General features: G+C 72.4%; 16 protein-coding genes. 11 read left to right on the plus strand and 5 right to left on the minus strand.

Annotation, left to right across the window (positions count from 1 at the left end):
• Positions 1-12: 12 nt before the first annotated feature.
• From HUO13_RS10175 to HUO13_RS10215, 9 genes are all read left to right on the plus strand, one after another.
• Complete coding sequence (locus tag HUO13_RS10175; protein ID WP_211901163.1) at positions 13-777, plus strand: LamB/YcsF family protein; 765 nt, start codon at positions 13-15, stop codon at positions 775-777.
• A gap of 6 nt (positions 778-783) precedes the next feature.
• Positions 784-1,395, plus strand: coding sequence for a 5-oxoprolinase subunit B family protein (locus HUO13_RS10180; protein ID WP_211901164.1), 612 nt, complete (start codon positions 784-786; stop codon positions 1,393-1,395).
• Positions 1,396-1,398: 3 nt separating this feature from the next.
• On the plus strand, positions 1,399-2,268 hold the full coding sequence (locus tag HUO13_RS10185; RefSeq protein WP_211901165.1) for a biotin-dependent carboxyltransferase family protein: 870 nt from the start codon (positions 1,399-1,401) through the stop codon (positions 2,266-2,268).
• A 173-nt stretch (positions 2,269-2,441) separates the two neighbouring features.
• Complete coding sequence (locus tag HUO13_RS10190; RefSeq protein WP_211901166.1) at positions 2,442-3,206, plus strand: putative hydro-lyase; 765 nt, start codon at positions 2,442-2,444, stop codon at positions 3,204-3,206.
• Positions 3,207-3,665: 459 nt separating this feature from the next.
• Complete coding sequence (locus tag HUO13_RS10195) at positions 3,666-4,409, plus strand: hypothetical protein (RefSeq protein WP_211901167.1); 744 nt, start codon at positions 3,666-3,668, stop codon at positions 4,407-4,409.
• A 395-nt stretch (positions 4,410-4,804) separates the two neighbouring features.
• On the plus strand, positions 4,805-5,383 hold the full coding sequence (locus HUO13_RS10200; RefSeq protein ID WP_211901168.1) for a TMEM165/GDT1 family protein: 579 nt from the start codon (positions 4,805-4,807) through the stop codon (positions 5,381-5,383).
• A 461-nt stretch (positions 5,384-5,844) separates the two neighbouring features.
• Positions 5,845-6,231 carry a YchJ family protein gene (locus HUO13_RS10205; RefSeq protein ID WP_432757832.1) on the plus strand — a complete coding sequence of 129 codons (387 nt, stop codon included), beginning with the start codon at positions 5,845-5,847 and terminating at the stop codon, positions 6,229-6,231.
• A 161-nt stretch (positions 6,232-6,392) separates the two neighbouring features.
• Entirely contained in the window at positions 6,393-7,139 is a 747-nt protein-coding gene (locus HUO13_RS10210; protein ID WP_211901169.1) for an IclR family transcriptional regulator, read from the plus strand.
• Positions 7,140-7,532: 393 nt separating this feature from the next.
• On the plus strand, positions 7,533-8,702 hold the full coding sequence (locus HUO13_RS10215; RefSeq protein ID WP_249124615.1) for a saccharopine dehydrogenase family protein: 1,170 nt from the start codon (positions 7,533-7,535) through the stop codon (positions 8,700-8,702).
• Here the strand turns inward: HUO13_RS10215 and HUO13_RS10220 are convergent.
• Positions 8,683-9,231 carry a VOC family protein gene (locus tag HUO13_RS10220; protein WP_211901170.1) on the minus strand — a complete coding sequence of 183 codons (549 nt, stop codon included), beginning with the start codon at positions 9,229-9,231 and terminating at the stop codon, positions 8,683-8,685. The two genes, HUO13_RS10215 and HUO13_RS10220, sit on opposite strands and share 20 nt — an antisense overlap.
• 424 nt (positions 9,232-9,655) lie before the next feature.
• Between HUO13_RS10220 and HUO13_RS10225 the strand changes: the two genes are divergently transcribed.
• A complete protein-coding gene (locus HUO13_RS10225) occupies positions 9,656-9,817 on the plus strand; it encodes a hypothetical protein (RefSeq protein ID WP_009948165.1) in 162 nt (53 codons plus the stop codon).
• Between the two features lie 175 nt (positions 9,818-9,992).
• A complete protein-coding gene (locus HUO13_RS10230) occupies positions 9,993-10,481 on the plus strand; it encodes a GNAT family N-acetyltransferase (protein ID WP_249124618.1) in 489 nt (162 codons plus the stop codon).
• A 178-nt stretch (positions 10,482-10,659) separates the two neighbouring features.
• On the opposite strand, the gene HUO13_RS10235 is transcribed toward HUO13_RS10230, so the two are convergent.
• From HUO13_RS10235 to HUO13_RS10250, 4 genes are read right to left on the minus strand one after another with little or no spacing between them, the layout of a single operon-like run.
• Positions 10,660-11,910 carry a TIGR02679 family protein gene (locus HUO13_RS10235; RefSeq protein ID WP_211901172.1) on the minus strand — a complete coding sequence of 417 codons (1,251 nt, stop codon included), beginning with the start codon at positions 11,908-11,910 and terminating at the stop codon, positions 10,660-10,662.
• Complete coding sequence (locus tag HUO13_RS10240; RefSeq protein ID WP_249124619.1) at positions 11,903-15,997, minus strand: TIGR02680 family protein; 4,095 nt, start codon at positions 15,995-15,997, stop codon at positions 11,903-11,905. Before HUO13_RS10240 ends, HUO13_RS10235 begins: the two co-directional genes overlap by 8 nt.
• Complete coding sequence (locus tag HUO13_RS10245; protein ID WP_211901173.1) at positions 15,994-17,205, minus strand: TIGR02678 family protein; 1,212 nt, start codon at positions 17,203-17,205, stop codon at positions 15,994-15,996. The genes HUO13_RS10240 and HUO13_RS10245 overlap by 4 nt, the downstream gene beginning before the upstream one ends.
• A complete protein-coding gene (locus HUO13_RS10250) occupies positions 17,202-18,872 on the minus strand; it encodes a TIGR02677 family protein (RefSeq protein WP_211901174.1) in 1,671 nt (556 codons plus the stop codon). The genes HUO13_RS10245 and HUO13_RS10250 overlap by 4 nt, the downstream gene beginning before the upstream one ends.
• Positions 18,873-18,921: the final 49 nt, after the last annotated feature.

An 18,921-nucleotide genomic window follows, 5' to 3' on the forward strand; every position in this document is an offset into this window, starting at 1 on the left:
GGAGGACGACCGGTGGATCTCAACTCGGACCTGGCAGAGGGCTTCGGCCGGTGGGAGCTCGGTGACGACGAGGCTCTGCTCGGCATCGTCACCAGCGCCAACGTCGCGTGCGGCTACCACGCCGGAGACGCCACGGTCATCCGCGGCGCGTGCGAGCACGCCGCCGCGCGGGGCGTGGCCGTCGGCGCGCAGGTCGGCTACAACGACCTGGCCGGTTTCGGGCGGCGGTTCATCGACATCGCGCCGCGCGAGCTGACCAACGACGTGATCTACCAGATCGGTGCGCTGCGGGCGCTGGCGCGCACGGCGGGCACCGAGGTCACCTACGTCAAGCCGCACGGCGCGCTCTACAACGCGATCGTGCACCACCGCGAGCAGGCGGCGGCCGTCGTCGATGCGGTGCGCGACTACGACCCCGACCTGGTGGTTCTCGGCCTGCCCGGATCGGCGTGGCTGGAACTGGCGGAGAAGGCGGGGTTGCGGACGTTCCGCGAGGCGTTCGCCGACCGCGCCTACACCCCGGAGGCGACGCTGGTGTCGCGCCGGGAACCGGGCGCGGTGCTGCACGACGCGGAGGCCATCGCCGAGCGGTGCGTGCGCATCGCGCGCGGCGAACCCATCGAAGCCGTCGACGGAACGCTGATCACCGTGCAGGCCGACTCGATCTGCGTGCACGGCGACAGCCCCGGCGCGGTGCGGACGGCGGAGGCGGTGCGCGACCGGCTCACCGCCGAGGGAGTGCGGCTGGCGGCGTTCGTCGCGCCGCGGGGCGGGTGATCGGTGATGCGGGTGCTGCGCTGCGCCGACTCGGGACTGCTCGTCGAGCTCGACGACCTCGACGCGGTCCAGGCGCTCTACGCCGCGTTGTCGTCGTCGCTGCCGGAGGGTGTCACCGACCTGGTGCCCGCGGCTCGGACGTTGCTGCTGAGGCTGGACCCCACGCGGGCCGACCCGGCCGAGGTCGAGCGCGCGGTCCGCTCGACGCGTCCGGGGCGCAACCCGCGGCGAAGCGGGGGGCTGGTGCGCGTGCCGGTCGTCTACGACGGTGAGGACCTGGCCGAGGTCGCGAAGCTGACCGGGCTGTCCGAACGCGAGGTAGTGCAGGAGCACACGTCGTCGGAGTGGACCGTCGCGTTCGGCGGCTTCGCCCCGGGCTTCGGGTACCTCTCGGGTGGCTCGCCGAAGCTGGAGGTGCCCAGGCGGTCCGAGTCCCGGACGCGCGTACCTGTCGGATCGGTGGGGCTGGCGGGCGAGTTCAGCGGCATCTACCCGCGCGAGTCGCCCGGCGGATGGCAGCTGATCGGGCGTACCGACCTGGAGATCTGGCGGGTCGACCGAGACCCGCCCGCACTGCTGCGACCCGGAGTGCGGGTGCGGTTCGAGGAGGTCGGGTAGACCGTGCTGGAAGTGTTGGAAACCGGTCCGCTGGCCACGGTCCAGGACCTCGGCAGGCCCGGGCTCGCCGACATCGGCGTCGGCGTGTCGGGTGCGGCCGACCGGGGTTCGCTGCGGCTGGCGAACCGGCTGCTGGGCAACGACGAGGGTGCGGCGGCGATCGAGGTCACCTTCGGCGGCCTGGCGGTGCGGGCGGGGCGTGACCTGACCATCGCCGTCACGGGCGCGCCGTGCCCGGTCACCGTGGACGGACGAGGGGAGGGGGCCAACGCGGTGCTGCGGGTTGCGGCGGGCGAGGAGGTGCGGCTCGGCGCGCCGCCGTGCGGTCTGCGCAGCTACCTGGCGGTTCGCGGCGGGATCGACGTCGAACCGGTGCTGGGATCGCGGTCGACCGACGTCATGGCTGGCATCGGACCCGCGGCGCTGCGGGTCGGCGACACGCTGCCGGTCGGGCCGGCGCCCGCGGCGTTCCCGGTCGTCGACCTCGCGCCGGTCGCCCCGCCACCGGAGGATCTGGTGCTCGACGTCGTGCCGGGGCCACGCGAGGACTGGTTCACCGGCGAAGCGCTCGAGGTGCTGCTGACCTCGGTCTACGAGGTCACGACGGAGAGCAACCGGGTCGGCATGCGGCTGGACGGTCCCGCGCTGACCCGCAGCAGGAGTGATGAGCTGCCGAGCGAGGGCATGGTCGCCGGTGCCTTGCAGGTGCCGCCGGCGAGCAAGCCGACGCTGTTCCTCGCCGACCACCCCGTCACCGGCGGGTATCCCGTCATCGCGGTGGTGACCTCGGCGGACGTCGACAGGGCGGCGCAGGCCAGGCCCGGACAACGCGTCCGGTTCCGCCGCGCCCAGGACAGGAGTGCGAAGCGATGAACGGTTCTTCCGAGTTCCTTCCCCACGTCCACGCTGCCTACGGCCCGGCCGCTGCCTCACCCAGCGCCGCTGGTGCTGTCGAGGGCAGTGCGGCGGCCGGCTGGGACGCGGAGGTTGCGAGCGCTGGCGCGGCCGGTGCCGCTGCGCGTGAAGCTTCTGTACCCACCTCCGCCATGTCACCCACCGCCGCCCGTGCGGCATTCCGCGCGGGCCTGCGAGTCCCCACCTCCGGTTACAGCGCGGGGTGGACGCAGGCGAACCTGATCGCGCTCCCGCGCGACTACGCCTACGACTTCCTGCTGTTCGCACAACGCAACCCGAAGTCGTGCCCGGTGCTGGACGTGACCGAGCCCGGCGAGACCAGCGCGTCGATCTTCGGCGGCGACCTGCGCACCGACCTGCCCGCCTACCGCGTCTACCGCGATGGCGAGCTGGCCGAGGATGTCGGCGACGTGACCGGGCTCTGGCGCGACGACCTCGTGTCGTTCCTCGTCGGATGCAGCTTCACCTTCGAAGCCGCGCTGCTGGAGGCGGGCGTGCCGGTGCGGCACATCGAGACCGGCGGCAACGTGCCGATGTACCGGACGAACCGCGACTGCCGGCCTGCGGGCAGGATGTCCGGTCCGCTGGTCGTGTCCATGCGTCCGGTGCCCGCGTCGATGGTCGCGACGGCCGTGCGGATCACGTCCCGCTACCCGGCCGTCCACGGTGCACCGGTGCACATCGGGGAGCCCGCGGACCTGGGGATCAGCGACATCGACAGCCCGGACTTCGGCGAGCCGGTGGAGATCCGGCCCGGTGAGATCCCGGTGTTCTGGGCCTGCGGCGTGACCCCGCAGGCGGCGGTGATGCACTCCAGGCCGCCCTTCGCCATCGGCCACGCGCCGGGCCACATGGTCATCACCGACGCCCGCGACAGCGAGTTCCTGGTGCCCTGAGCGGGTTCCGCCCAGGTACGCGGGTCTCGTCAGCGCTGCGCTGTTCCGTTCGCAACCCGGCTCGGGAACAGGACGATCCCCACCCGAGGAGAAGGGTGGGGATCAGCGTCCGGATCGATGCGCCCGGTCGCCTCTCGGCGAATGGCGCGACGCGGCTCCAGCCGGACGGTGTTCCGCGAAGGCGAATAGTTGCGGCCCGGGGGACACGGGGCGCATCGACCAGTCCCTCCAACGTCACGAAGGCCCCGTGCCCTTCCGCCTCCGATGGTGAGCTGCGCCACCGGTTCTGCCGTGCGCCGTCAGGCCGCCTGTCTGCCCGCCTGCCCCGCCTCGGGCACCCGGGGAGCGGGACATCGCCAGGGTCCGTATCAACATCACCCGTTCGAGTTGTCCGACACAGGTGCGCAAGCGGTGCTTGACTACCCGTGATCCGCCCCGCCCGCCTCTAGCGTCACCGCCATGGACTTTCGCGATGAAGTACGAGTGGGCAAGCACACCTACGGCGTCAACGCCATGAGCCAGTCGGCCGACGACGACCAACCGGCGTCGGTGGCCGTCGAGTTCACCGGTGCCGACCAGGACGGCACGGTCGTCGCCGAGGGCAACCTCCTGGTGGCGGTGGGCGGACTCGCCGACACGGCTGCCTTCCTGGGGCGGACCCTGGAGGGCCTGGCCACTCTGCACGGCAAGCCGAAACGCGCACCCCGAGGCCGTTCGGCGCGAGCGCCCAACGCGGGCCAACCGTGGACGGAGCAGGAAAACCAACGCCTCCGGACCACCTGGATGCACAACGGCAGCGGAGCCAGCTCCGGCGGCGAGCTGACGGGCGACCTCGCAGCCGAACTCGGCCGCACCCGGAGCGCCATCCGGGCGCAGCTCGCAAGGCTGGAGTGCGACCCCGACGTGCCCGGTCGCGCCTTGGTGCTCGGCGCGACACCGGACCCGGCCCTCGACGACGGTCACGCGACCCCGGGTGGCTCCTCCAGCGCCGGCGGCCACGCCACTGACGGCGAACCAACCGCTGCTGGTGGCCGCTCCGCCGTTGGCATCCCCTCGGTCCCCGCCCCCTCGGTCCCCGCCCCTTCGGGCACCGGCTCGGGCAGTCCTTCCCCCGCTGCCCGCGCCGGTACCTCCGTGTCGGATACGGCAACGCCCGCGACGGCCGACGCCGCATCAGTCCCGGTCACAGCGCCGGACACCTGAACGCGAGTCGGTCGGCAACCACCTGTACGGGCGGCCGATGGGCGGATTTCCGCAATCGGCTATTGGGAATTCGTGCGCTGAACACAATTCTTCCGCAAAGGCGAATGGCAGGATTGCGGCACACCGAAAGGAGGGTTTGGATCTTCCGCATTTTCAGAACGGAAATGTGCGGCGAGGCACATGGTTGTTGATGACCGGATGAAAGGCGGTATGGTTTGGCGTCAGAAGGGGAGTAGTCCTCAATTTCGCGGTCGACACACTGGTTCCGGCGTTACCTGGAACCCGGTCGCGGAGCCTCGGTTCCGGGGTGGGCGAGACCTTCGGATCCGGCAGCCGTAGCCGGGCCGAAGGCTGCGCGCTTCCGGTCCGGCCGTGACCGAGAGGTGGCCAGAGGAATGTTGACCGGTTTCGCGGTGAGTTCCGCTGCGATATTCGTGGCCGAGCTGGGCGACAAGTCCCAGTTGATGGCGATGACCTTCGCGACCCGGTACCGGGCGTGGCAGGTCCTGCTCGGCATCACACTGGCGACCACCGTCGTGCACGCGGTCTCGGTCCTGCTCGGATTCGGCATGGGCAGCGCGCTGCCCACCGACTGGATCGGGTTGGTCGCGGGCTTGGCGTTCCTCGGCTTCGCCGCGTGGACCCTGCGCGGAGACCACCTCACCGAGAAGGAGAAGGGCAAGGCCGGGCGCCTGGCCGGCTCCGCGGTGCTGGCCGTGACCGTGGCGTTCTTCATCGCCGAGCTCGGCGACAAGACGATGCTCGCCACCGTCACGCTGGCTGCGCAGCACGACTGGCTCGGCACGTGGATCGGCTCGACCCTCGGCATGGTCCTGGCGGACGCGCTCGCGATCGGCGTCGGCCTGCTGCTGGGGAAGCACCTGCCCGAACGGCTCATCCGCTACGGCGCGGCGACGCTGTTCGCGGTGTTCGGCGCCTTGCTCACCGTCGACGCCCTGCTCGACCTGCTCTGATCTGCTCGACCGGAACGGATGTCACCCGCTCCGGCCGGTTCGCCCGGGTCGGTGTCACCGCTCCGGCCGGCTCGATCGGGCTGTCCTCGCTCGCACCGGCTCGGCCGAAATGGTGTCACCGCTCCCATCTGGGTCGACTCTCCTTTGGATTTCCGCGTCGCGAATAAGCGTCGCCCGTATCTAGCCGGCGAGGTTTCGCCGTTCCGAAAATCTGGTTTTGCTAATCGGCGCCGTGGTTGATCGAGTGCGCGAAAGGGAGTGATGAACATGTGGAGTTCAGCCTGAGTAATATTGGCGCGCGGGGACCGGGAACAGCTCATGCTGTACCCGATGTTGGCGGCAAGAGCGCGGCACGAACCTCAGGGCCGGGGCCTCGTGGGGACACGGGAGTTCCTCGAACACCGTGACGCGATGAGAAGGGCGGGCGCTTCCTCGGGTGGCGCGGTTGAGAAACTTCGCAGGTGAACGCGATCCCTCTGTGCCCGTGTGGACTCGGCGAGCCGCTCGCCGACTGCTGCGCGCCGCTGCACGCCGACAAGCGTCGAGCGGCCACGGCCGAACAACTCATGCGCTCGCGGTACTCGGCCTTCGCCGTCGGCGACGTCGCGTACCTGCTGAACACCTGGTGTCCCTCGACCCGCCCGGCAGACCTCGACCTCGATCCCGAGCAGCGCTGGATCCGCCTCGACATCCTCGATCGCGTCGGAGGCGGACCGTTCGACGAGGAGGGCACCGTGCACTTCCGGGCGCACTACCGGCTGCACGGTCAAGTTGGGTCACTCACCGAGAACAGCCGTTTCAAGCGCACCGGCAAGACCTGGTACTACGTCGACGGCGACCACGACTGACCCTCGGTCAGCCCGTGGCGAGGATCTGCTCACGGCGCCGGTGCCGCCTGGCGCGGGCTTTGGTCTCGATGCCCTCTGTGTCGTGCACGCTCATGCAACATGTGCAAGTCAGCTGTTAACGTCGCGCGCGCAGTGTTGCTGTCGTCCGGGACGAGGGGCCGATGTCGAAGACCGTCGCCAAGGCTGTGCAGGTGCTCGACACCGTCGCCGAAGGGCCGCGAACCGTTTCGGAGCTGGCACGCGGGCTTGGTGTGCACGCGTCCACAGCGCTGCGGATGCTGCAACCGATGCTCGACGCCGGGCTGCTCGCGCGCGGTTCCGACGGGCGGTACCGCCTCGGGCTTCGACTCGCGGAGCTGGGGCAGCAGGTGCTGGAGGGCATCGACCTGCGGTCGATCGCGCGCCCGCACCTGATCGCGCTCGCCGAGGCGACTCGGGCGACCGTGCACCTCTCGCAGCTCGTCGACGACCGGATCGTCTACGTCGACAAGATCGAGGGTGCGGCAACGATCCGTACGTACTCGCGGATCGGGCGGTCGGTGCCGTTGCACACCGCGGCGGCGAGCAAGGTGATCATGGCCGCCTTGTCACCGGAGCGCCGCAAGCGGCTGCTCGCCGGGCACGAGTTCACCCGCTACACCGAGCACACGATCACCGATCCGGATCAGCTCGACGAGTGCTTGGCCGAAGTCGCTCGCCGTGGTTACGCCACCGACGAGGCGGAGTTCGAGCCGCTGGTGCACTGCGTCGGCGTCGGGGTCCCGGACATCAGCGGCCGAGTCGGCGCGGCGGTGTCGCTCACGACGGTTCGTGCGTCCCGCGACTCGGGCGAACTCCGGCGACTCGCACCGCACGTGCGCAACACCGCGATGGCGATCGCCGCGGACCTGGGCCACCAGCCGTCTTGACGGAACCCGGAGCGACTGTCGGCTCTGGCAGACGACCAACGACCAACGGCAGACAACCGACGGCAGGCGAGTGACGAGCGGCCTCCGGAGTCCGGCGGTCGTTGGTCGGAGGGTGACGGCCGGAGGGGCATGGCTGGAGGGCGGAGGGGCGCGGGCGCGGAGGACGGCCGACGACCGGCAGGTGTGGTTGGCGGCGTACGCCCGTTCCGGGATTCCGCGCGGTACCGCCTCGCTTCCGGTGGGAGGCTGTCCGAAGCTGATCGCTCCTCCAACCGAGGGAGCCACGGGTTGATCAGCTCGGCGGGGCAACCCGTGACCGGCGCCGACGGTTTTCGTTACTAGGGTGTCTCGCCGACGTCCGGGTGCGCCGCCGATGCACGTGGGTGTGAGCCCATGCGTGCGGGTACAGCACCCGGGCCCTGGACCGCGCAGGGCCCGGGTGGGGTCGTGCAGGGCCTGGACGGGGTGGAGACCGAGGACACCCTGAGACCGCGGCGGACGAGGAGGATCGCGATGGCCTGGATGATCTACGGCGCGAACGGCTACACGGGGCGGCTCGTCGCGGAGCTCGCGCTCAGGCGTGGGGAGCGCCCCGTGCTCGCTGGCCGCGACGCGGAGAAGATCGCCGCGTTCGCCACTCCCCGCGGCCTGCCGTATCGGACGTTCGATCTGAGCGACCCCGATGCCGTTGACGCCGGGTTGCGTGACATCGAGGTGGTGGCGCACTGCGCCGGTCCCTTCTCCGCGACCTCCGCGCCGGTGGTCGAAGGGTGCCTGCGCGGTGGCGTCCACTACGTCGACATCACCGGTGAGATCGACGTGTTCGAAGCCGTGTTCGCCAGGGACGAAGACGCCCGGCGCGCGGGTGTCGTGCTGTTGCCGGGCGCGGGCTTCGACGTCGTGCCGACCGACTGCCTCGCGGCCATGGTCGCCGCGGCGCTGCCCGAGGCCACGCAGCTCGACCTGGCGTTCCAGGCCGGCGGCGGCATCAGCCGCGGCACGCTGAAGAGCGCGCTCGAAGGCGCCGCGATGGGTGGCAAGGCCCGCATCGAGGGGGAGATCCGCACCGTGCCGATGGGATGGCGCAGCCGCGAGGTGCCCTTCCCGTCCGCGCAGCGGCGCGTGACGTCGCTGCCGTGGGGCGATGTGAGCAGCGCGTACCGCAGCACGGGCATTCCGAACATCACCACCTTCGCCCACCTGCCCGGACTGGACCGGGCGGGCAAGTGGTCCGGGCTGGGGCAGCGGGTCCTCGGTCAGTCGATCGTGCAGCGACTCGGCAAAGCCGCGATCGACACGTTCGTCAGCGGTCCCGGGCCCCGCAGGCGAGCCGGAAGCTGGAGCGAGGTGTTCGCCGAGGCGACCGACGCCTCCGGGCGCAGCGCCTCGGCGGCGCTGATCACCCCGAACACCTACGACTTCACCGCGGACTCCGTGTTGCGCGTGATCAGCGGCCTGCAGGCAGGCGAGGTCGCGGCGGGTGCGCACACGCCGTCCACCGCCTTCGGCGCGGACTTCGTGCGCCGTCTGCACGCCACCAAGGTCATCGAACCGGCCCGGTGAGCAGCCGCAACCGGCCCTCGGGTCCGGTGGGGCTGCGCAGGAACTCCAGGTACGGGCCGCTCTTCAGCTGGAGACCGGCGTAGTCGTCCTCGTCGTGGGTCACCGGTTGCCCGGTCACCGACGACCAGATTCCCACCTGTGCGTGCGGGTCGGCGCAGTCGATCACGATCGCCGCGAGCGGCCCGGTGTCGTGGTAGACCTCGCGAGGTTCGAGCACGCACAGCTCGTTGCCCTCGGGATCGGACATCACGACCCACGGCACGGTGTCGCCCTGACCGATGTCGGCGAACCCCGCGCCCGCGTTGAACAGGCGCTCGACGGTCTTGCGCTGGTCGTGGTGGTCCTCGCTGCGCAGGTCGAGGTGGATGCCGTTCTTGCTTGCCTTCGGTGTGGCCGGGGACGTGAAGCGCAACGCGACACCCGGTCCGTCGGGCCAGACGATCGACCCTTCAGCGCGCCAGCCCAGGGCAGCGGCCCACCAGCGCGCGAGGCCCTCGGCATCGTCTGCGGAGAACTCCACGGAGACCATGACGGAGAAAGTACGAGCGATCGGCCGACTCCGCTGGCGGAGGGGGATTGGAGAGGAACACCGAGGGGGCGGGGCTGGGACGGCAGCTTGCCGGAGGCAGTTCGGGGAGATAGCGCGGTGGGTCGGCTTGGCAAGACGGGGAAGGGTGTCCGGCGGGGTGTGTCGGGGCCTCCGGGGGCGCTGGGCGCTTTGACTTCGGAAGTGTGAATGCTCGGAAGTTCGTGACTCCGGGTATGCGAGCGTTAGGCGGGGCGTGGTGGATTTCGTCCGTTGGTACGGGGATTCGGCGAGTTGCCGACACGGAGCGCTAGTCGTCCTGCAGCATCACGGGGACCGTTCGGCGGAGACCGGTCCCGGCCGGTGTCCGTCAGCGGGCGGCGGCTGAACCCGTCCGGACGGGACCGGGGATGGAGGGAGAGGAAACGTGGACACCAAGAAGGTCGTCACGCTCGCCGCGATCGGGGTGGCGCTGTACTTCGTCATCTCCGACCCGCAGGGGTCGGCCGGGGCGGTGGAGAACGCCATGCTGTGGTTGCAGGGTGTGGCGCAGTCGCTGATCGCCTTCCTGCGCAACCTCTTCCAGTGAGAGCGAGCAGGCTTGAGCGAGGCTCGTTCAGTGAGGCCGGGCTTCCAGTGAGAAGCGGGCTCGTCCGGCGACTCGCCAGTTCGGCTGGCGAGGGCGGGAAGCGGGCTGGCTGGTCCGGGGTGGCTGCGGTCAAAGCGGTTGCGCGCCGGCGCGGGGGCGGATGAAGCTGGGCGGCATGCTGATCCGCGATGCCTCCGAGGGTGACTGGGCCGCTGTCTGGCCGTTCATGCGAGAGATCGTCGCCGCGGGGGAGACGTTCTCGTGGGATCGCGACATCGACGAGGCGCGGGCGCGGCAGCGTTGGTTCCCGGCCCCGCCCGGCCGGACCGTCGTCGCGGTCGACGACGGCGGGAACGTGGTCGGGACGGCCGTATCGGGACCGAACCACGAAGGTCCCGCCTCGCACGTCGCCACGGCGAGCTTCATGGTCGCGCCGGGGCACGCCGGTCGTGGCGCGGGCCGCGCGCTGGGGCGCCACGTCCTGGACCAGGCGAAGGCGGACGGGTTCCGCGCCATGCAGTTCAACGCGGTGGTCGAGACGAACACCCGCGCGGTGGCGCTGTGGCGTTCGCTCGGGATGGAGATCGCCGCTACCCTCCCGGAGGCGTTCAACCACCCGCAGCACGGGTATGTCGGCCTCCACGTGATGTACCAGCGGTTCTGAGGAAGGGCTGCTGCCGCCGCTGGTCCCTGACGGCTCGACTCGACGGCGTCACCCCCGGCGGTGCCACCTGAACGGTGGTGTCCCGAGGGCATCGCCTGGCAGCGGTGTCCCCGACGGCGTCACCGGACGGAGGCGCCGACCGTCCGGCGCGACCCCTCCAGACAGACGCCGCCGGCACCTACCGGCGGAGGTCCGCCAGGAGGGACGGGAGCAGGGTTTCCTCCTCCACCGCGCGGCCGGACGTGGCCATGAGGTCCGCCAGGGCCGGGTCCCACGGGGTTTCCACCGGAGCCCCGATCAGGGAGGGCAGGTCGATGCGGTCGCGGGCCGCTTCGTCGAGTGCCCGGCGGTAGTCAGCCGCCGTCATGCGCCACGGCTCAACGCCGAGCTGGGCCCGCAGGGCCCCGGCGACTCGCACGCCCGGCCAGTCGAAGTCGCCGTGGTAGCGCAGGGTGGCTCCGTCGTCGGAGAGGCGTCGCAGCAGTTCGAGCCCGACCGTCGTCGGCTGACCGGACAGGCAGACGAGCGGGTGCCCGATGTCTTCCCGCAGCGCCGCCTCCAGGACGCGGGGGTTTTCGCACACCGTGATCGTCGTGCCGGGCTCGACGAGCTGGGCGGGTGCCGCCTGGAGGTCGAGGTGGGTGAGGTGCGCCGGCAGCCGCGCCGCGGTGCGCTGGAGCACCGAACGCGACCAGTCGTCCGTGCCGGCGAGAGGCAGCGACCAGCACAGCACCGTCGCAGAGACGCCGTCGGGGGCGACGCCGCAGCGTTCCCACAGCGCGCGGCGTTCGCGCTCGTTGCCGGGTGCCGCGACGTCGTGGGCGAGCGCGGCGGCCCGCAGGACGACGCGGCTCAGCGTCGTGCCGCTGTCGAGCCCGTGCGCGTCACCGGCGCGGGCCGCCAGATCCGCGCGGGACGTCCACGCGACGGGGGAGCGGTCGAGCGCCAACTCCGCCAGCACTGCGGCGGCACGCCGCACGACGACGTCGATCTCGTCCTCGGGCACGCGCCCGTACTGGTGGAGCCACCGGGCCCACTCGTCCGCCCACGGCGCGTCGCCCAGCGAGTGCTCGGCCAGCGCCGCGCGCACCGCGGCACGCGGCTCGTCCGCGACCGAGGACGTCGAGGGCACCGAGGACGTGCTCGACACCGGCCTGCCGTGCAGGATCTCCAGCACCTCGGCCAGCCCGACGCCGAGGCCCGCTCCGCGGACCCGCTCGTCCAGAGTGGACACCTTGATCCGGGTGCCGTAGCCGAGCATCGGGCGGCCGAGCAGTTCGCCGACCGCGGTCTGCGTCTCCTCGTCGGGCAGTTCGAGCCGGAAGGTCGACGGCTGCTCCGGTGACTCCAGGACCTCGCGGGCCTTCTCCCACAACCCGCGCAACGGTTCCACGTCCCACTTCGCGCGGACGTCGTCGGCGTCAGCCATCCGCGCGCTCCAAGCCCCGGCCGTCCCAGGTGGTGTGGGTGCAGGCGATCCCGTGCCCGCTGCGCGGTCGCAGCACGTCGTAGATGTGCATCTTCGGGATCTTCGGCGAGACGCCCCAGCCGCTCGGCCAGGTGATCAGCCAGTCCATGTCCAGGTCCACCAGCAGCCCCAGCATCCGCGCGATCGTCGGGTCGTCGAGCCGCTCGAACGCCTCGTCCAGCAGGACCAGCCGCAGCGGCCCGCCGCCACCGGCCGAGACGCTGACCGCGTCGTAGAAGGCCGCCGCGGCGGCGAACAGCGTCACGTAGGAGATCAGCCGCGTCTCACCCGACGAAAGCTGGCGCAGGCGCCGCACTCGGGGCTTGCCCTCGGGTCCGGTGTCGCGGACCCGGACGGTGAAGGCGAACCACGACCGGTAGTCCAGCGCCCGGGACAGGATCTCGGCGTAGCCGCCGGAGGTGCTGTCGCGCTCCGACTCGATCAGGTCGGTGAACACCCGGCGCAGCAGCGTGTCCTGGTCGTCGCTGCGGTCGGCGAACGGCGTGCGCACCAGCTCGATCGCCTGCCTGATGTCGTCGCCCAACGCCGCAGACGGCTGCCATTCCAGCTGCACGTGCACGCCCTGGCTGGAGCGGGCGCCGTCGAGCACCTCGTTCATCCGCTTGCAGAGGTCCTCGGCGACGGTGATCTGCCCGCGCAGCCGTTCGGCCAGGTCCCGGATGAGGTAGTCGGCGAAGATCGACTGGTAGCGCTCGTTGAGGTAGCCGCGCTGCTCGCCGAGGCGCTCGCTGACCCGCCGCGCCGCGTCGGCGACGGGCTGCGGCCCCTCCTCGCCGGTGACGGTGACCGTGAGCAGCCCCTCCTGCTCACCGGCGCTGATGTCGTAGTTGCCGCTCAGCGACTGCTGGAGCGCCTGGAAGCGGTTGAGCACCGTGGTTTCCGAGGCTCCCTTGCGGTCGCTTTCCACCAGCAGCGCCGCCGCCTCGTCGAGGTCTGGCGGGAGCTCGTCGGACACCGCGGCGGCCGCCCACAGCCCTGGGATCCGAAGCGCCGTGCCGAACGCCTCGGTCGTCGAGGACTCGTCCTGTTCGCGGCCCGCGAGCTGGGACTGCTTGTTCTCCAGCTGCGTCTCCAGTCGGGCCGAGGACTCCCGCAGGGAGCTGATCCGCTCCCGCGCCTGCGGCAGCTCGCGGCGCAGCTCTGCCCGCTCCCGTTCCAGATCGCCCACCTTGTCGGCGATCTGCTGCGCTTCGCCGCCGACCGCTGAGGTCAGCTCCGCGAGCCCGGCGGCCTGCTCGCCGTAGTCGGCGCAGCGGCGCTCGGCCTGCGACTCGGCCTCCATCCGGTCGGCCACCGCCACGTCGTGGTGCAGCGAGACCTCGCGCAGGTCGGCCAGGGTCGGCAGGCAACGCGCCTCGATCGCCTCGCGCAACGCGTCGATGCCGTTGCGGGCCTCCGAGGCGGCGCGGTGGGCGGCCTCGAGCGCCCGGGTGTCGGCGGGGAGGTCGGCCTCGCCCGCCGAACGGACGAGCTCGGCGTGCGCGGCCTGCCACCGCTGGTCGGCCTGTTCGTGCTGTTCGCGCAGCTGCGCGGCGCGGTACTCGGCGTCCTGGGCGCTTTCCAGGGCGGTGGCGAGCTTGGCGTGGGCGGTGAGCAGGTCGCTGTCGTCGGGGTAGGACTCCAGGTACTGCTCCAGCCGCGAGGTGTGCTCGCTCGCGTCGCGGTGGCGGCGCTCGGCGTCGGCGATCCGCCCGCGCAGCCGGGACAGCTCGTCCTCCAGCTCCGCGATGCGGCGTGCGCGGGCCGACTCGCGGGCCCCGGCACCGACGTACTCGGCGGCGTCCTTGCTCCACGCCCCGGAGAGCACGCCCGCCCGCCAGGTGCCGTCGGCCGACACCGACAGTCCCGCGCTGCCGTCGGTCGCGACCGAGGCCAGCAGGTCGGCGACGTGTTCGCTCGGCACCGGGCAGTCCGGTTCTGCGGCGGGGGTGAGCAGATCGGCCAGGGTGCCGGACCCGGCCGGCGCTTCCGGCGCGGCGAGCAGCTCGGCCAGGCCGACGACGCTGCCGTCCAGCGACACCCAGGCGTTGAGCAGGCCGCTGGCCTGCAACGCGGCCTCCAGTCCCGCCCTGTCGTCCTCGGTCAGCGCGGACGCGAAGTCCACGAGGCGGTAGAACGGCCGCCCCTTGCTCTCGTCGCGTTCGGCGTCGGCCCAGGCCGGGCGCGGCGGCGTCCGTTCGTGGCCGGCGCGGAGCTCGGCGAGCTCCTGCTCCCACCCGCGCGTGCGCTCGCGCAGCTCCGCGAGCTCCTGCTCGACCTCGGTCACCTGGCCGCGCGCCTCGTGCAGCTTCGGTCGCGCCCAGCGCCGAGTCCGCTCGCGCGCGTCGCGGGTCGCCGACCGGTCGGCCACCAGCTCCCGGTCGCGCGGCGGCGCGGGCACCGGATCGTCCCCGTCGGACACCGGCCACCCGGCACCCCAGCGCTTCGCGTGCTCGACCCAGACCGCCGCGGCATCGGAGAGCTGCTGCTGGGCCTGGTTGCGCCGGCCCGCGGCCTCGGTCGCGGTGAGCTGCGTCTGGCGCGCCAGGCGCTGCAACTCGGCGACCTTGTCCTGCTGGGTGTCCAGCTCGACGGCCTGCTGGTGCAGGGCGAGCGTCAGCGCCGAACGCTCCGTCGCGACGCTCGCGGCGTCGCCGGTGCGGGACGCGGCCTCGCGCATGGCGTCCGCCAGCGCGTCGGCGTCGACTTCGGGTGCGCTGTGGCGGTCGATGGTCGCGGGTTCGGCGTCGGAGTCCGGTGCGGTGCGCACCTGGTCCGGCGACGTGCGCGCCTGGGCGGTGGGGACCTCGGGCGGGCGCGGGACGAGCCCGCCGTCGAGCCCGGCGGTGGTGAGCTGCTGTGTGGCGCGCTGCGCGGCCTGCTCGGCGGCTTCGGCGTCACCCGCCAGCCGCCGCAGCATGCCCAGCACCGACTCCACCGACCGCTCCTCCTGCGCGCGGTGCTTGCTCGCGGTGTCCAGTGCGGTCACCGCCGCCGAGCGGGCGCTTTCGACCAGCCGCTCGCGGTCGCGCAGGTTCTGCAGCTCGGAGTAGGCCGGGTGCGAGCGCAGCGCGTCGATACTGGACTCCAGCTCGCCCTCGCGCTGCTCCAGTTCGGTGACGGTGCGCTGTGCCGACTCCCGGTCGCCGCGCTTGGACGCGACCTGCTTCTCCAGCTTCGCCAGCTCGTCGCGCAGCGACCGCAGGCGCGTCCGCGCCGAGCGCATCGCCTCGGCCCGCTCGCGCAGCGAACCCAGCGCGTAGCCGGAGTAGGTCGTCAGGAACGCGCTCAGCGCCTTGTCCGCGCTGCTGAGGCGGACGATGTTCTCCCGGATCGACTCCAGGTCGTCGAACGATGTCGCCAGCCGCTCGATCAGCGACGGGTCCAGCGGCGGCAGCGCGTCGGAGAGGATCTGCTCGAGCTGGCCCTCCAGGACCTTGAGCCCAACGTCGGGGTTGCGCAGCGTGCGTTGCAGGTGCAGCAGGTCGCCGTAGCGGGCGGCGGGCATGCCGTAGACGGTGGCGGCGATCTTGGCGCGGAAGGCGTGGTCGTCGAGCACGCAGTCGGCACCGAGCATCTCGCGCAGCTGGGCCGGCCCCACCGGCACCCGGTCGGCGCCGACCAGCTGCAGGCTGACCCCGACCCGCCTGCCGGTGACGAACCTCCACGAGTCGCTGATGGCCTGCGAGGTCTTCGACGCCTTGACCCCGATGCCGCAGGTCAGGAACTCCTCGCCGCCGCCGGGGGCGTCGCGGCGCAGCTCGATCCAGGCGTAGCCGATGCGGTTGGGCCCGCCCGGGTACTCGTCGAGCATCAGCCTGCGGATGCTGACCGTGTCGAAGCCCTTCGACCCGAGCTGGCGCAGGTCGCCGTCCAGGCACAGCGGCAGCAGCAGCTCCAGGGTGCGGGACTTGCCCGAGCCGTTGGTGCCCTGGAAGATCGCCCGACCGCCGTCGAGGTCGAAGGTGTGCTCGGCGTACTGCCAGATGTTGACGATGCCGCCGCGGTGCAGCCGCCACCTGTTCGGCAGCTCCATGTCCGTGCTCACCGTTGACCTTCCTCTTCCATGTCGTCGAACAGCGACCAGCCCGCGGGTGCGGCGGCAGGCGGCTCGGGTTCCCGGCCGGGGGCCGGGGTGGCGTCGGGCTGCGGCAGCCAGCGGTGCGCGGCGGGGCTGAGCAGCCACTGCTCGCCTTCGCGGTGCAGCAGGCCGAGCCGTCCCAGCAGTGCCCGCACCGAGCGGACCAGGTCGCCCTGGTCCTCGGTCGCCTGCCGCGACCACGCGGCGGGGTAGGACTCGACCAGCTCCGCGCAGACCTCGGCGAGGTCGGCCTCCGCCACCGGGTGCCTGCCGTCGGACTCGCGCGGCTCGGCGCGCTCCAGCAGCTCCGGCAGCGCCAGCAGCGCGATGCGCGCGACCGTGCCCGGCCCGGGGAAGACCACGTCGGTCAGGTAGTCCTCGGGGTCGGTCACCACCAGGCCCTCCGCGCGCGACTCGGTGACCAGGCCGAAGAACCGCTCCAGCAGCTTGGACTCGGTGCCGAGGTGCTTGAGCAGCCATTCGGCCTGCGCGTCGGGCAGGTCGCGGTAGAGCACCACCGGATCCTCGACCAGCCGGCGCCGCACCGCATGCTCGACGCTGCGCGGACCCGGCTCAGCCGCCATCGACACCAGCGCCTGCGGGCTGTCGGCCTCGGCGAGCGGGCCTGCCACGAGCTGGCCGAGCAGGTCGGTGTCGATGGTGATCAGCGCCTCGGCCGAGGCGTCGGTGGCCGCGACCGTGCCCTCGGTCTCGGTGATCACGCCGAGCGCGACCAGGTGGCGCAGCGCCGCGGTCAGCGCACGGCGGTCGGCCGGGTCGTCGACCACCGCGATGGCGGCCTCCGACGCCGCCGCGCGCACGTCGCTGACCAGCCGAGACAGCAGGACCTGGCGGCCGATGCCGGTCAGCGCGGCCAGCGTCAGCGCCAGGTAGGCGTAGCCGCGCGGGGACAGCGAGGACTCGCCGCGCGTGGCGTCGTCGCCGGGTCCGGACTTGTAGAGCCGGGCGAACCGGCGCTCCACGACCAGCCGGTAGCCGAGCAGCGAGGAGAAGACCTCCTGCAGGACGGCGCGCTGCCGGTAGATCATCGGCAGCAGGTCGCCGTCGGGCGCCCCGGGCCGCAGCAGCGGGCGGCGCAGCAGCACCCGCGCGCAGCGCACGACGTTGGCGGCGTCGATGTCGGGCAGGTCCTCGAAGGTGCGCACGGCGTTCATCGGGCGACCGCCTCCTCCTCGGTACCGGGGATCGCGCCGTCACCGCGGACGTCGAGCACCGCGTCCTGCAGCGTCAACGTGCCCGAGGTGCTGCGGATCTCGGTGCGGTGGCCCGGTTCCGGGCGGACGGTGACCCGCAGCCGGTGCACCGGGTCGAGCGCGGTGCCGGGGTCGTCGGAGCGCTCGCGCTGCGCCATCGCCAGCGTCAGCAGCTCGCACAGCACGCCCAGCGCGTCGGTGGAGAGCGTGGTGCCCGCCAGCTCGGCACCGGCCCCGGCCAGCTCCGACACCGCCGCGCTGCGGCGCTGGTCGGCCTCGCGGGCCTGGGCGAGCAGGGTCTCCTCGGTCATCGGGTCGTCGAGCACGCGCGAGGTCCGGCCGCGGGCACCGCGGTCGCCACGGCTGCGCACGCTCACGGTCACGTCCAGCACCGGACCGTCGCGCCAGGACACCTCGTGGTTGTCGCTGTCGTAGTCGGGGGCGGGCAGCAGGTGGCGCGAGGAGTGCAGGCCGAAGGCCGCCGCGTAGATGCGGTGCGCCTCGTTCTCCTCCGCCGCGTCGAGCCACCGGGCGAGCTTGAGCAGCTCGCCGCGGCGGCCGGGCACCAGGCCGCCGCCGGAGGTCGCCCGCTTGACGCTGGCCAGCAGCGAACCGATCGCCCGCGCGGTCGCCTCCCGCAGCGCCGCGACCTGGCTCGGCCTGCCGGGAGCGTCGACGAACCAGTCGGTGAGCTCCTGCCAGTCGGGCGCGGTGCGGCCCCGGGCGCGCTCGACGTCGGTGCCGAGCTGGTCGGCCGGGCCGAGCAGCCGCAGCAGCTCGGAGCGGACCCCGGCCAGCCCCGCCAGCGACGCCGCGATCGTGCCGGTGTGGCGCAGCACGTCCTCCACGACCATCTGGATGTACTCGACGAGCAGGTTGCGGAACCCGGAGATCTCATCGGGCGCGAGGTGGTGGCGGGTCACCACCTGCCCCAGGTAGGCGTAGAAGTCGCGGACCGTGGCGGCGAGCTCGGCGTGTTGCAGGAAGACCGTGGTCACCTGCTCCGCGAGCCGCTCCTTGGCCTTGCGGGTGCTCTTGGCCTCCGGCGCGCGGCGTTCGGCGACCAGCACCTCGGAGAGCATCGACGAGATCTCGCCCAGCCCGCGCTCGATCGCGGGCAGCAGCTCGCGGGAGACCTCGCGGGCGCCCTCCGGCACGTGCAGCAGGGCGTCGACGTCGCGCTGCACGCGCACCGCGAGCTTGCTGACCTGGTAGCGGACGCTGCCGTGCTGGAACTCGGCGATGCTGGCCGCGATCGTCTCGCGCCGCCCGACGACCAGGTTGCCCCACTTGACCAGCTGCTTGAGCCGGTCGATCACGGTGTCCAGGTCCGACTCGCCCGCGGCCACCCGGCCCTCCCGCTCGGCGGCGGCCAGCGCGGCGGCGACCTCACCGGCCGACAGGTCGGCCAGCAGCGTCGAGGTGAACAACCGCATGATCGCCAGGTACGTGCGGTGCTCGGGCGCCTGCAGGTAGACGAACAGCTGGAGCCGCTGCTCGCCCCCGCCGGCCTCCTCGGCCGACTGCGCAGCCGACGCCGCGTCGGCAGGGGCGGCATCGGCGGGCAGGGGGCCCGCGGTCGCCACTCCCGCGCGCAGCACGTCGGCTTCGTGGTCCGGGACAGTCACGGTCCGCCACGATAACCGGTGCTGCCGACACATCCGGTCACGTGGCGGG

The sequence above is a fragment of the Saccharopolyspora erythraea genome, assembly GCF_018141105.1.
Taxonomy (GTDB): Bacteria; Actinomycetota; Actinomycetes; order Mycobacteriales; family Pseudonocardiaceae; genus Saccharopolyspora_D; species Saccharopolyspora_D erythraea_A.